General features: G+C 73.3%; 7 protein-coding genes. 4 read left to right on the top strand and 3 right to left on the bottom strand.

Going from position 1 to position 13,815, the window contains the following annotated elements; genetic code table 11:
* Positions 1 to 26 precede the first annotated feature (26 nt).
* Together PS467_RS14435 and PS467_RS14430 are read left to right on the top strand one after the other, a co-directional pair.
* Positions 27 to 986, top strand: coding sequence for an AAA family ATPase (locus PS467_RS14435; protein WP_268971900.1), 960 nt, complete (start codon positions 27 to 29; stop codon positions 984 to 986).
* Entirely contained in the window at positions 986 to 4,972 is a 3,987-nt protein-coding gene (locus PS467_RS14430) for an SAV_2336 N-terminal domain-related protein (protein WP_311035625.1), read from the top strand. Before PS467_RS14435 ends, PS467_RS14430 begins: the two co-directional genes overlap by 1 nt.
* On the opposite strand, the gene PS467_RS14425 is transcribed toward PS467_RS14430, so the two are convergent.
* Positions 4,960 to 6,300 carry an MGH1-like glycoside hydrolase domain-containing protein gene (locus PS467_RS14425; protein ID WP_311035624.1) on the bottom strand — a complete coding sequence of 447 codons (1,341 nt, stop codon included), beginning with the start codon at positions 6,298 to 6,300 and terminating at the stop codon, positions 4,960 to 4,962. The genes PS467_RS14430 and PS467_RS14425 overlap by 13 nt on opposite strands.
* A gap of 493 nt (positions 6,301 to 6,793) precedes the next feature.
* Here PS467_RS14425 and ppdK point away from each other — a divergent pair, with 493 nt between their 5' ends.
* Together ppdK and PS467_RS14415 are read left to right on the top strand one after the other, a co-directional pair.
* Positions 6,794 to 9,520 (top strand): pyruvate, phosphate dikinase, encoded by a 2,727-nt coding sequence (ppdK, locus tag PS467_RS14420; RefSeq protein ID WP_311035623.1) that lies wholly within the window; start codon positions 6,794 to 6,796, stop codon positions 9,518 to 9,520.
* A 414-nt stretch (positions 9,521 to 9,934) separates the two neighbouring features.
* Positions 9,935 to 11,002: an ArsR/SmtB family transcription factor gene (locus PS467_RS14415; protein WP_311039852.1), complete on the top strand. Its 1,068-nt coding sequence runs from the start codon at positions 9,935 to 9,937 to the stop codon at positions 11,000 to 11,002.
* Here PS467_RS14415 and PS467_RS14410 read toward each other — a convergent pair.
* Positions 10,988 to 12,535: an APC family permease gene (locus tag PS467_RS14410; protein WP_311035622.1), complete on the bottom strand. Its 1,548-nt coding sequence runs from the start codon at positions 12,533 to 12,535 to the stop codon at positions 10,988 to 10,990. The two genes, PS467_RS14415 and PS467_RS14410, sit on opposite strands and share 15 nt — an antisense overlap.
* A 5-nt stretch (positions 12,536 to 12,540) precedes the next feature.
* Positions 12,541 to 13,683: an aminotransferase class V-fold PLP-dependent enzyme gene (locus PS467_RS14405; protein ID WP_311035621.1), complete on the bottom strand. Its 1,143-nt coding sequence runs from the start codon at positions 13,681 to 13,683 to the stop codon at positions 12,541 to 12,543.
* Between the last annotated feature and the right edge of the window lie 132 nt (positions 13,684 to 13,815).

Raw genomic sequence — 13,815 nt, 5'->3', positions numbered from 1 at the left:
CCGCACCCTGAGGAGAGACGAAGACGATGGCACAGGACTGGAGGCTCTTCCAGGGCGGCGACACCGAGCCCCACGACGTGGAGACCTGGCCCACCGCCCCGCCGTGGCGGCGCTTCGGCGACGACGCCCGGCAGCGGGCCGAGGACCGGGCGCTGCCGTATCTGATCTCCGACGAGGACCGCGACGTGGTCAACATGGCGCTGCACCTGCACCGCCCGCTGCTGGTCACCGGACGGCCCGGCACCGGCAAGTCGACCCTGGCCCGTGCCATCGCCCGGGAGCTCAAGCTCGGCGAGGTGCTGCACTGGCCGGTCAACAGCCGCTCCACGCTCGCCGAGGGCCTCTACTCGTACGACGCGGTGGGCCGGCTGCGTGAAGCCTCCTTGCGGCAGCGCGCCGACGAACCGGCCGGCACCGAGCCGGACATCGGCGACTATCTGCGGCTGGGCGCGCTCGGCACCGCGCTGCTGCCGGCCGACAGGCCGCGGGTGCTGCTCGTCGACGAGCTCGACAAGGGCGATGTCGACCTGCCCAACGACCTCCTCACGGTCTTCGAGGAGGGCGAGTTCGAGATCCCCGAACTGGCCCGCCTGGGGGAGGGGCGGACCGTGCAGGTGCGGGTCTCGGGCTCCCGGGACAAGGCCGGGATCACCAGCGGCTGGGTCGGCTGCCGCGTCTTCCCCGTCGTGGTCATCACCAGCAACGGCGAGCGCGAGTTCCCCCCGGCGTTCCTGCGCCGCTGTGTCCGGCTCGACCTCAAGCAGCCCGATGAGCAGCAGCTCCAGCGGATCGTCACCATGCATCTGGGCGAGGAGACCGGTGCGCGGGCCCAGGACCTGATCGCGCACTTCCTGACCCTGCGCACCGAGCGCGAGCTGGCCACCGACCAGCTGCTCAACGCGGTCCGGCTGCGGTCCTCCGGGGTGCGGGTGGACCAGGACGTCCTCGACAAGCTGTTCCGCTCGCTGAACGAAGCCGACGCGTAATGATCGAGCGGCTGTGCGCCCTGCTGGAGGACGCGGGGGTCGAGCTCTCCGAGGAGGAGCTGCGCGACGTCCTGTGGTTCGCCGCGACCACCGCCCGGTCGCCGCGGGAGGAGCCCGGCGGGGAGCCGACGCCGCCCCAGGGGGCCGCCGGCCCCGCCTCCGGCACGGCCGACGGCGACGACGAGGGCAAGGGCGCCCGGCGGCACCCCGCCGAGGCGCCCGCCGACGGCGAACCCGAGCCCGGCCCCACCGCCGACGCCGGGCTCTACGCCCCCGGCGTCGCCCGCACCGCCGTGGCCCGCCCGGCGCGGGCCGTCGGCGTCAGGGGCGTACGGGCGCTCCCGGCGACGCGCGGACTCTCCCGCGCGCTGCGCCCCCTGCGGCGCAGCGTGCCGTCCCGCACCTCCTTCCGCGTGGACGAGACCGCCACCGCCGAGTGGATCGCCGAAACCGGTCTGCCGGACGTCGTGCTGCGCCCCCGGCCCGAGCGCTGGCTGAGCGTCGCGCTGGTCGTGGACGACGGCCCGTCCATGGTGCTGTGGCAGCAGCTCGCCGCCGAACTGCGCGGACTGCTGGAGCGGCAGGGCACCTTCCGCTCGGTGCGCACCTACGGCCTGGACAGCGTGGCGACGGAGAAGGACGAACCGGTGCTCAGGGCGCGCCCCTACGCCCCCGGCGCCCCGCGCCGCACCGCGCGCCAGCTGACCGACACCTCCGGCCGCACCGTGATGCTGGTCCTCTCGGACGGGGTGGGCCCGGGGTGGCGCGGCGGCGCGATCCCGCGGCTGCTGCGCCGCTGGGCCCGCCACGCGCCGGTGGCGGTCCTCCAGCCGCTGCCCGCGCGGATGTGGCCGGAGCGCGGCATGCCCACCCAGCGGCTGCTGGTCGACGCCGGCGGCCGGGAGGGCGCGCCGGGCCGGGCGCTGTCCGTGCGCCATCCGGTGCTGCCGCGCGGTCTGGTCACGTACGAGGGCACACCGGTGCCGGTGCTGGAGCTGGCCGAGGGCGAGCTGAGCGCGTGGGCGGCGCTCACCGGGACGGGCGGCAGCGGCGGGCCGCTGCCGGTGATGCTGCTGGACGGGGCGGAGAAGCCGGTGGCCGCACGAGCCACGGCCCAGGTCCCCGAGCCGACGGCCGAGGAGCGGCTGCGCCGCTTCCGGGGCGCGGCCTCGCCCGAGGGCCAGCGGCTGGCCGGGGCGCTGGCCACCGTCCACCCGCTGACCCTGCCGGTGATGCGGCTGATCCACCAGGCGGGCGCGGGCGGCCCGGAGCGCTTCCACCCGGCACAGCTGGCCGAGGTCTTCCTGGGCGGGCTGCTGCGCCGGCGGGCGGGGAGCGCGGAGGAGTACGAGTTCCACCCCGGGGTGGCGGATCTGCTGCTGGACGCGGTCCGCACGTCGGACGCGCTGGAGACGGCGGCGCGGGTCACCGAGTTCCTGCTGCACCGCCAGGGCAGCGGCCCGGAGTTCCGCGCCCGGCTCTCCGGCGGCCACGGGGACTCCCGCGTCGCCGAGGAGGCCCGCCCGTTCGCGGCGGCCTCCCCGGAACTGCTGCAACGGCTGGGGCTGCTGGACGAGGACCGGGACGAGGAACCGTCGCCGGAGCGGGCGGAGCCCGTACCGCGGCGGGGCGAACCGGCCCCCGCGTACCCGCCCCGGTCCTACGCCTCGGAGCGGGTCCAGCCGGAGGTGATGGCGGTGGTGCGGCGGATCGCGGCGGACGACGGGCTGCCGAAGTCGGTGCGCGACTACGTCGAGAAGATGCTGACCGAGGCCGACGAGCGGGACGAGGAGACCGGCTGGTGGGCGGTGCGGACCCTGCCCGACGTGGCCGAGCAGCTCGTCGACGCCGGGTGGCGGGAGCACGTGGCCGACCTGCGGGAGGTGGCGCGGGAGCAGATCGAGGGGCTCAGAGCGGCGGACGACCTCGAATCCCGCAACCTCCGCGGGCATCTGGCGCTCACCCTGAACAAACTCGGGGAGCACGAGGAGGCGGAGCGCGAGCTGCGCGCGGTGGTCGCGATCTCGGGGCGGGTGCACGGCGCGGAACACGACTACACGCTCTTCGCCCGCGGCTACCTGGTCGACCTGCTGAGCGACGCCGGGCGGACGGAGGCGGCGGAGGAGGAGTGCCGCACGCTGATCGAGGCATGGGAGCGGCGGGAGGGCGACGGCGCCCGGAGGGCGGCTCAGGGCAAGCACCAGCGGCGCGGGCGCCTGCTGCTGGATCTCGACCGGGTGGAGGAGGCCGAGGAGGAATTCCGGATCGCCGTCTCCGGCGCGCGGGAGCTGTACGGACCCGCGCGGTACGACACCGTCAACGCACGGGCCTGGCTGTCCACCGCGCTGCGGCGGCTGGGGCGTTACGACGAGGCGGAGGCCGATATGCGGTCGGCGGCCGAGGAGTGCGAGCCGGCCGAGTCGGAGGTGGACTCGGCCCTGCTGACGGCGCTCTTCACGCTCGGCGACATCCTCAACCTCAGGCGGCGCGACGAAGAGGCCGAGGCGCTGTGGCACGACATGGTCGACCGGACGTCGGCCGGGCTCGGCCCCACCCACTGGCGGGTGCGCCGGGCGCGTCGCAACCGCGTCGAGCGGCTGCGCGCCCTGCGGCGGTACGACGAGGCGGAGTCCGAGGCCGAGGCGCTGGTGGCGGAGTCGTTCGCCGCCCTCGGGGAGCGGCACGACGAGTCGCTGACCGCGCTGCGGCTGCGCGCGATGGTCCTGGACGACCAGCGGCGGTACGACGAGGCGCAGACGGCCTACCGCGACCTCCTGGAGCGGCAGACCGCCGTCCTCGGGGCCGAGCACGGCAACACCCTCACCACCCGGCACCACCTGGCGAGCAGCACGGGAATGGCCGGGCAGCAGGAGGAGGCGCTGGAGCAGTTCACCCAACTGCTCCAGGACCGGGTCCGGATCTCCGGACCGGACGCCCAGTCGACTCTGGTGACGCGGTACAGCCGGGCCGGGGCGCTGGCGCGCCTCGGCCGGGTGGCGGAGGCCGAGCAGGAGTACCGGGTGACCATGGAGGGGGAGGCCCGGGTGCTGGACCCGGACGACCCGAGCGCCCTGCTGACGTATGTCCAGCTGGCCGCCCTGCTGCGCGACCAGAAGCGCTACGAGGAGTCCGAGCCCTTGTACCGCCGGGTGGTCGAGGGGCGCACGCGGTCCCTGGGGGCCGAGGCCGAGGCCACGCTGGCGGCCCGGCACAGCCTGGGCAATGTGCTCAACAAGCTCGGCCGGTTCACGGACGCCGAGACGGAGATCCGGGAGACGCTCTCCGCCCGGCAGCGCGTCCTGGGCACGGAACACGTCAGCACCCTCTGGACCCGCCACAACCTCGGCACCGCCCTCAAGGGCCTCGGCCGGTTCGAGGAGGCCGAGGCGGAGTGGCGCGCGGTCCTGGAGATCAGCGAACGTGTCCTGGGCGAGGAGCACAACTGCACCGTCAGAACCCGCGAGGCCCTGGCCGGGCTACGGGGGACCGGCGGCGGGGTGCGCGGGACGGGGGACGAGGCGCGGGGGACCGGCGGTGGGGCGCGGGGGGCCGGGGACGAGGCGCGCGGGGCCGGGGACGAGCCGCGCGAGGCCGGTGACGGGTCGCGGGGGACCGGCGGTGGGGTGCGCGGGACCGAGGACGGATCGCGGGGGACCGGTGACGGGTCGCGGGGGGCCGGGGACGAGCCGCGCGAGGCCGGTGACGGGTCGCGGGGGACCGGCGGTGGGGTGCAGGGCACCGAGGCCGGGTCGCGTGGGACGGGCGGCGGGCCGCGGACCGGTGACGGGTCGCGCGGGGCCGGGGACGAGCCGCGCGGGGCCGGCGGCGGGGCGCGGGGGACGGGGGACGAGCCGCGGGGGACCGGCGGTGGGGTGCAGGGCACCGAGGCCGGGTCGCGTGGGACGGGCGGCGGGCCGCGGACCGGTGACGGGTCGCGGGGGGCCGGGGACGGGTCGCGGGGGGCCGGTGGCGATCAGGGCGTCTGATCCGCCGCCACCGCCAGGTCCAGTGCCAGCGCGGCCGTCCAGCCGAAGTCGCGCGTACCGCGTGCCTCGCCCGTGTACGGGTCGACGTACTCGGCGAAGCCGGACGCGACCGCCGTCTCCAGGGCGGCGGCCCGCAGCGCGTCGGCGCGCTCCGGCTCGCCGTGCAGCCGCAGGCCCCGCTCCAGCAGCCAGTTGACGTTGAACCAGGTGGGGCCGCGCCAGTAGCGGGCGGGGTCGAAGGCGCGGCCCCGCAGGTCGTAGCTGGGCACCAGGCGCACCGTATGGCCCAGCCCGAAGTGCGGGCCGCAGGCCGTGCGGACCAGCGCGGCCGCGATCTCGCGGGGCAGGCCGGGGACCAGCAGCGGCAGCAGGCCCGCCGCGCTGAGTTCGGGGATCAGGCCACCGCCGCGCAGATCGCGGCAGCGGAACAGCCCCGCGGCCGGGTCCCACAGCCGGTCCACCAGGGCGGCCGTCAGATATGCGGCCCGCCTCCGATGGACCGAGGCGTCGGCGCCCACCAGGGCGGCGATCTCGGCCAGGGCGTGTTCGGAGGCGATCAGCAGCGCGTTGACGCCGGGGTCCTCGACCAGGAACGCCGAACCGGCGCCGCCGTCCCGGTAGTCCGCGTAGCCGCCGTCCCGGTAGTCCGCCGCGAGCCGTACGTAGCGCCCGTAGTCCAGGTCGGTCGGCCGGTCGGAGGCCGCGCCGTGGTCGAGGTCGGCGCGGTGGAACGTGCCCGGGGGCACCGGTTCGACGCGGGCCAGCGGGGCGTCCCAGCAGGGGCTGTTGTCCATCCCGGGCTCCCAGGGGTGGACCACGGACACCAGCCCGCCGCCGCCCAGGTCGCGGGCCCGGCCCAGATAGCGGTGCCAGGCGGCGAGCCGGGGGTGGACGCGGGCGAGGAAGCCATGGCGCGCCGATGAGCGCGGGTCGGCCCGGTGCACCAGCAGACAGGCGAGCGCGTGCACCGGGGGCTGGACGATGCCGGAGGTCTCGACGTGGCGCGGGGCGCCGGCGGCCGCGCCGGCGGTGGTGGAGCGCCAGAAGCCGGGGCCGGGGAAGTACGCGGTGGGCGGCACCGCCGGGTTGAAGACGATGTGCGGGATACGGCCGTCACTCCATTGGGCGGCGAGCAGGGTTTCCAGTTCCCGCTGGGCGCGCCGGGGCGAAATATGGCGCGATCCGATCGCGATGAACGCCGAGTCCCAGCTCCACTGGTGCGGATAGAGGCCGGGCGAGGGGACCGTGGAGGAGCCGGTCCAGTTCGCCAGGAGCACCCGCCGCGCACCGTCGGCCAGTCCGGGCGGCGCGGGCCGTGCACTGGTCACAAGCCCTCCTCAGCCCCCTGGTGCGGTCCGACGTCAACATACCCGCCACGGACGCTCCGCCGGGCGGTGCTCATCTGAGCGGGACCCCTCTCGTTGTATCCAAAAGGCGAGACAATGGGGGCTGGTAAGGCGTGATTCTCGCCACTCTGATCAGGGCCTCGCTCATATGAGCGGTCGCGAAGGGGTGGTCCGGCGGTTCTCCGCTGTGCTCACCTCTCCAATGCGTGGCACTCAGTGCCATCCACTTGATGTTCGACACGTCGAACCATCGGTTACGTACAGTGAAATTCCATGCGTCCACTGCGGGCGGAGGGTGGGTGTCTGTTCGAGAGTTGAAGGCGAGTCGACAGGGTCGTGATCGGGCACCGCACTTTCGAACACGTGGCAGGCGGGTGGTTACAGCCGTATGACGGTGGAGTGGACCTCCTAAGGAGCCTTCGATCTGGGTACGCTCCCCGCCGTCAGGGCAGCCGAGCCGAGGAGATCGAGTCCCGTGCCGGAAAAACAAGATCAGCAGAAGTTCGTTTACGACTTCACCGAGGGCAACAAGGATCTCAAGGACCTGCTCGGCGGGAAGGGGGCCAATCTCGCCGAGATGACCAATCTCGGTCTCCCCGTGCCACCGGGCTTCACCATCACCACCGAGGCCTGCAAGGTCTACCTGGACAGCGGCGCGGAACCCGCGGCCCTGCGCGACGAGGTGAGTGCGCACCTCGAAGCCCTCGAAGCGAAGATGGGCAAGAAGCTCGGCCAGGCGGACGATCCCCTCCTCGTCTCCGTACGTTCCGGCGCCAAGTTCTCCATGCCCGGGATGATGGACACCGTCCTCAACATCGGCCTCTCGGACCAGTCCGTGGCGGGGCTCGCCGCGCAGGCGGGCGACGACCGGTTCGCCTGGGACTCCTACCGGCGCCTCATCCAGATGTTCGGCAAGACCGTGCTCGGCGTGGACGGCGACCTCTTCGAGGAGGCCATCGACGACGCCAAGCGCGCCAAGGGCGTCGTCGTCGACGTGGACCTCGACGCCGCCGACCTCAAGAAGCTGGTCGGCGAGTTCAAGGACATCGTCGCCAAGGAGACCGGCCGGGGCTTCCCGCAGGAGCCGCGGGAGCAGATGGACCTCGCCGTACGGGCCGTCTTCGACTCCTGGAACGGCGACCGCGCCAAGCTCTACCGCCGCCAGGAGCGCATCCCGCACGACCTCGGCACCGCGGTCAACATCTGCTCCATGGTCTTCGGCAACCTCGGCCCCGACTCCGGCACCGGCGTCGCCTTCACCCGCGACCCGGCCAGCGGCCACCAGGGCGTCTACGGCGACTACCTCCAGAACGCCCAGGGCGAGGACGTGGTCGCGGGCATCCGCAACACGGTGCCGCTGGCCGACCTCGAGCAGATCGACCAGCGCTCGTACGACCAGCTGATGCAGATCATGGAAACCCTCGAGACGCACTACAAGGACCTGTGCGACATCGAGTTCACCATCGAGCGCGGCAAGCTGTGGATGCTCCAGACCCGGGTCGGCAAGCGCACCGCCGGGGCCGCCTTCCGGATCGCCACCCAGCTGGTCGACCAGGGGCTGATCGACGAGGCCGAGGCGCTGCGCCGGGTCAACGGGGCGCAGCTGGCGCAGCTGATGTTCCCGCGCTTCGACACGGAGGCGGCGGCGGGCGACGACGTACGGAAGATCGGCCGGGGCATCGCCGCGTCCCCGGGCGCGGCCGTCGGCAAGGCCGTCTTCGACTCGTACACCGCCGTCAAGTGGTCGCGCTCGGGTGAGAAGGTCATCCTCATCCGCCGGGAGACCAACCCCGACGACCTCGACGGCATGATCGCCGCGGAGGGCATCCTGACCTCGCGCGGCGGCAAGACCTCACACGCCGCCGTCGTCGCCCGCGGCATGGGCAAGACCTGTGTGTGCGGCGCCGAGGAGCTCGAAGTCGACACCAAGCGGCGCCGGATGACGGCGCCCGGCCGGGACGGCAAGGACGAGCTGGTGATCGAGGAGGGCGACGTCGTCTCGATCGACGGCTCCTCCGGCAAGGTCTACCTCGGCGAGGTCCCGGTGGTGCCCTCGCCGGTCGTGGAGTACTTCGAGGGCCGGATGCACGCGGGCGCCGACGACGCCGACGAGCTGGTGGGCGCGGTGCACCGGATCATGGCGTACGCGGACCGGGTGCGCCGGCTGCGGGTGCGGGCCAACGCGGACAACGCCGAGGACGCCTCCCGCGCCCGGCGGTTCGGTGCCCAGGGCATCGGGCTGTGCCGCACCGAGCACATGTTCCTCGGCGAGCGCCGGGAGATGGTCGAGAAGCTGATCCTCGCCCACACCGACGAGGAGCGGGAGACGGCGCTGGGCGAGCTGCTGCCGCTCCAGAAGGACGACTTCGTCGAGCTCTTCGAGGCGATGGACGGACTGCCGGTCACCGTCCGGCTGCTGGACCCGCCGCTGCACGAGTTCCTGCCCGACATCACCGAACTGTCGGTGCGCGTCGCGCTCGCCGAGTCCCGCAAGGACCACAACGAGAACGATCTGCGGCTGCTCCAGGCCGTGCACCGGCTCCATGAGCAGAACCCGATGCTGGGCCTGCGCGGGGTGCGCCTGGGTCTGGTCATCCCCGGGCTGTTCGCCATGCAGGTACGGGCGATCGCCGAGGCCGCGGCCGAGCGCCGGGGCGCCAAGGGCGACCCACGGGCCGAGATCATGATTCCGCTGGTCGGCACGGTCCAGGAGCTGGAGATCGTCCGCGAGGAGGCCGAGCGGGTCATCGCGGAGGTCGAGCAGGCCCACGGGGTGGACCTCAAGCTCACCCTCGGCACCATGATCGAGCTGCCGCGCGCCGCGCTGACCGCCGCCCAGATCGCCGAGTCCGCCGACTTCTTCTCCTTCGGCACCAACGACCTCACCCAGACCGTCTGGGGCTTCTCCCGCGACGACGTCGAGGCCAGCTTCTTCACCGCCTACCTGGAGAAGGGCATCTTCGGCGTCAGCCCGTTCGAGACCATCGACAAGGACGGCGTCGGCTCCCTGGTCCGCGACGCCGCCCAGGCCGGCCGCGCCACCCGCCCCGACCTCAAGCTCGGCGTCTGCGGTGAGCACGGCGGCGACCCGGAGTCCGTCCACTTCTTCCACGAGGTGGGCCTGGACTACGTCTCCTGCTCCCCGTTCCGCATCCCCGTCGCCCGCCTGGAGGCCGGCCGGGCGGCGGTGAACAGCCGGTAGACCACCGGAGCCCGCGCCGGGAACCACCCACCCTCAACCCCCGGCAGCGGCTCCGGACCTCAAAGGGGGCGGCACCTTGTGCGGAGGTGCCGCCCCCTCTCACTCCCCCCACGGGAGCCGTTGCCGCGCGCATCGGCTACGTGCGGCAACACAAGTGCCCAGCCGCCGTAACGTACTCGTCACCCCCCACGGGAACGAGCAAACTGGCGCCGAGCACCGCCTGTTGAATTCCGGACGGCCCCGGTAAGTGTTTACCGGCGGCCCCCGGTTTTCCCGGAGAACAGTTTTCCGCCGCCGGCCACCGCACCGCTCCCCGTTTCACATCTGGCCAAAAGGGCGTGGTCACTGACCGTGCCACCGTGCATACTCAACGGTGATCGGGGGGCGGTCGGCATGTCACGTGTGGGGGTCTGGGTGCTCCGTGTTCATTTCAGTGAACTCGATCTGGCCCGGCTGCGGATGGCGGTCCGCCCGGACGCGCTCTGGGAAACCGCTTTGAGTTTCCATCGGCTACGGGAGAACCGGGCCGAGAGCGTATACGGAAAATGGCGTTCGGAGGCGCGTAACCGACTGAACGGCGAAGCCCGGCTCCTCGCGCCGCTCATTCCCTCGCGCGGCTATTTCCCGGACTTCCTGACCCCCGCCGAAGGGATATTCGGCTGCGACGCCGCGATGTCCGCGCTGCGCGCCGTCCCGGGGGAGCGGCTGCACGCGGAACTCGCCGGACTCCCGGGCGCCCGTGCGCTCCCGGGGTGGATACGGGACCTGGCGCAGGGCGAGAGACAGCCGCTGGACCGGCTGATCGCCACGCTGCGCGCCTACTACCAGGCCGTCGTCGCCCCGTACTGGCCGCATATCCAGGCCCGGATCGAGGCCGACCGGGCGGCCCGGGGCCGCGCCCTGCTGGACGGTGGCGCCGACGGGCTGCTGGCCTCGCTGCCGCCGACGATGCGGTGGCGGGCGCCCGTTCTGGAGGTCGACTATCCGGTCGACCGCGATCTGTGGCTGAACGGGCGCGGGTTGCTGCTGCTGCCGTCGTTCTTCTGCCGGGGCACGCCGGTGACCTTGCGGAACCCGGAGCTGACGCCGGTACTGGTCTACCCCGTCGAACACACCCGGCGCGGCCCGGCGCCCCGCCCCGAGCAGCGGCCCGCCGTCGCGCCGGGCTCCGCGCGCACCCTCGGCAAGCTCGTCGGACAGACCCGCTCGGCGGTGCTGCTGGAGGTCGGCGGCGGCTGTACGACCAGTGAACTCGCCCGCAGAGTGGGCGTATCGCTGGCCTCGGCCAGTCAGCACGCGAGCGTGCTGCGCGAGGCGGGCCTGGTGCACACCCTGCGCCAGGGCGGCGCCGTCCTGCACACCCTGACCCCGCTGGGGGCGGCCCTGCTGCGCGGCGGGGTGCCGGGGGAGCGCGTCTTCGGCGCACCGGCCCCGCTCCCGGCGGTCGCCACGAGCGGGCGGGGGCTGTCAGGACGCGGATGAGGGCGCCCGGCCCCCGGCTTCCCGCTCCCCGGCCTCCTCTTTTGCCCGTTCCCCGGCCTCGCGGGGCGTGGCGCCGGAGGCCAGTTCGCCGGTGGCCACCTTGCTGTGCCGACGGCCCCAGCACAGGTAGATCAGCAGTCCGGCGGCCATCCAGACCAGGAACCGGGCCCAGGTGATCAGCGGCAGATTGCCCACCAGCAGCAGACACAGCAGCACCGCGACGGCCGGGACGACCGGCACCCACGGGGTGCGGAAGCCGCGCCGCAGATCGGGGCGGGACCGGCGCAGGTGGACCACGCCGGCGCAGACGACGATGAAGGAGGTCAGCATGCCGATGTTGCCCAGTTCGGCGAGGTCCCCGATGGGCAGCACCGCCGTCATGAACGCGACCAGCAGCCCGAGGGTCCAGGTGATTCGGCGCGGGCTGCGGGTGACCGGGTGGACATGGGAGAACCACTCGGGCAGCAGCCGGTCACGGCTCATCGCGAGGAACACCCGGCTCTGCCCCAGCAGCATGATCATCACCACCGTGGTCAGCCCGCAGATCGCGCCGATGCCCACGATCCGCACCGCCCAGTCCGCGCCCGCCGCCTTGAGGGCACCGGTGATGGGGGCGGCGTTGTCCAGCTTGGTGTAGTGCTGCATCCCGGTCACGGTCAGGGCGACGGCGACGTACAGCACGGCGCAGACGGCGACGGTGGACAGCAGCGCGATGGGCAGGGTGCGCTGCGGCCGCTTGGCCTCCTCGGCGTTGCTGGCCATGATGTCGAAGCCGGAGTACGCGCCGAAGACGATCGCGCCGCCGGTCAATATCCCGGCCATGCCGAACGTCGCGTCCGCGCCCAGCCCGGCCCACCCCAGCAGCGGCTGCTGCCACATGTCGCCGTCATCGCCCACCGGCTGGGACGCCGGGATGAACGGCGACCAGTTGGCCGTGTCGACATGCGTCACCCCGATCGCCAGGAAGACGACGATGGCCGCGAGCTTCACCACCGTCATCGCCGTGTTGATCCGCGAGGTGGTGCGCACCCCGGAGGCCAGGACGGCGGTGAGCACCAGGATGACGAGCACGGCCGGGACGTTGACGGCCGCGTCCGGGCCGGAGACGGAGGCCGGGATGTGGATACCGAACGTGGCCAGGAAGTCGGTGACGTACTGCGACCAGCCACTGGCCACCGCGCCCGCGCCCATCGTCATGTCCAGGATGAGGTCCCAGCCGATGAGCCAGGCCACCAGCTCCCCCAGCGAGACGTAGGCGAACGTGTAGGCGCTGCCCGCCACCGGGACGGTGCTGGCGAACTCCATGTAGCACAGCGCCACCAGGGCCGAGGCGAGCGCGCCGATGGCGTACGAGACGGCGATGCTCGGCCCCGCGTAGTTCGCGGCGGCGGTGCCGGTCAGCACGAAGATGCCCGCGCCGATGGTGACGCCGATGCCCATGAGGGTCAGCTGGAGCGGGCCCAGGGCGCGGGACAGCCGGGTCTCGGGGCTCGCGGCGTCCTCGATGGTCGCTTCGATGGATTTGGTGCGCATGGATCTTACTCCTCGAGACAGCCCGGAAGGCGCTCGGCCAGTCGCTCGTAGTCGGTGACGGTGTTGTAGAGATGGGCCGAGAGCCGCAGGAAGCCCCGCCCGTCCCAGGAGGTGATCGCGGTCTCGCAGCCGGTGTCGGCCGCGATCCGGCGCTGGAGCACATGGGCGGCGGCGTGGTCGGTGGCGAGCCCGGCGGGCAGCGGGACCAGCCGCATCGCCGGGGCCTCGCTGCCGCCGACGGCGGTCAGGTCCGCGCCCAGGGCGTCGGCCAGCAGCCCCTGGGCCACCTCGGCCAGCTTGGCCATGTGCGCGCGGGCGGTGTCCCAGCCGTACGTCTCCTCGATGAACTCCAGCGAGCGCGGCGCCGCGAGCCAGGCGGTGAGGTCCGTCGTGCCCAGTTCGTCGAAGCGGCGCGGGAAGGGGTGCGGGGCGCCCCAGGAGTCGGTGAGCGGCCACAGGTCCTGGGCCTCGGGCCCGCGTGCGACCAGCGCCGCCGTACCGCGCGGCGCGCAGCACCACTTGTGCAGATTGCCGACCCAGAAGTCCGCCGCCCCGGCCAGGCCGACCGGATCGGCCAGCATGCCGGGCGCGTGCGCGCCGTCGACCAGGACCTTCGCCCCGGCGGCGTGGGCGAGCCGGGTGATCTCCGCGACCGGGAAGAGCCGGGCGGTGGCCGAGGTGATCTGGTCGACCACCACCAGCGCGGTGGCCTCGCTCAGCGCCCCCGCGAAGACGGCCGCGATCTCCTCGGCGGTCGCCTCCAGCGGGATGTGCAGCGTCCGCACCCGGGCGCCGGCCCGCGCGGCGGCCCGTGCCGTGCCCATCGCCACCGCGCCGTAGGCGTGGTCGGTCAGCAGCACCTCGCCGCCGGGCGGCAGCGCCAGGCAGCCCAGCACGGTGCTCACTCCGGCGCTGGCGTTGGCCACCAGGGCGGTGTGGTCCGCCGGGACCCGCAGGAACCGCGCCACGGCGGCCCGCGCCCGGCCCACCCACTCGGGCAGCTCCCGGAACCACGCGTCCGGGTTGGTCTCCATCTCCTCGCGCAGCGTCCGCTGGTCCTCCTGGACGGGGCGTGGCACGGCGCCGAACGAGCCATGGTTGAGGTGGACGACCGAGGGGTCGAGCGTCCAGTGTGACAGGGCGGTCATAAGCCCTTCCCGAGTTGTCCGATGATGTCCGATGACTTCGATGAGCTTTCGGGGAACCGTAGAGGGGTGGCACCGTTCTGAACAGGGTCTCGACGTAAAATGGCAGTAACGAAGTCGATCGTTGGCGTTGAA

The organism is Streptomyces luomodiensis, assembly GCF_031679605.1.
Taxonomy (GTDB): Bacteria; Actinomycetota; Actinomycetes; order Streptomycetales; family Streptomycetaceae; genus Streptomyces; species Streptomyces luomodiensis.
This window is presented reverse-complemented; position numbering and strand designations above follow the sequence as displayed.

Coding starts and splice junctions, on each gene's coding strand:
- PS467_RS14435 (WP_268971900.1), top strand. CDS start 27: ATGGCACAGGACTGGAGGCTCTTCCAGGGCGGCGACACCGAGCCCCAC.
- PS467_RS14430 (WP_311035625.1), top strand. CDS start 986: ATGATCGAGCGGCTGTGCGCCCTGCTGGAGGACGCGGGGGTCGAGCTC.
- PS467_RS14410 (WP_311035622.1), bottom strand. CDS start 12,535: ATGCGCACCAAATCCATCGAAGCGACCATCGAGGACGCCGCGAGCCCC.
- PS467_RS14405 (WP_311035621.1), bottom strand. CDS start 13,683: ATGACCGCCCTGTCACACTGGACGCTCGACCCCTCGGTCGTCCACCTC.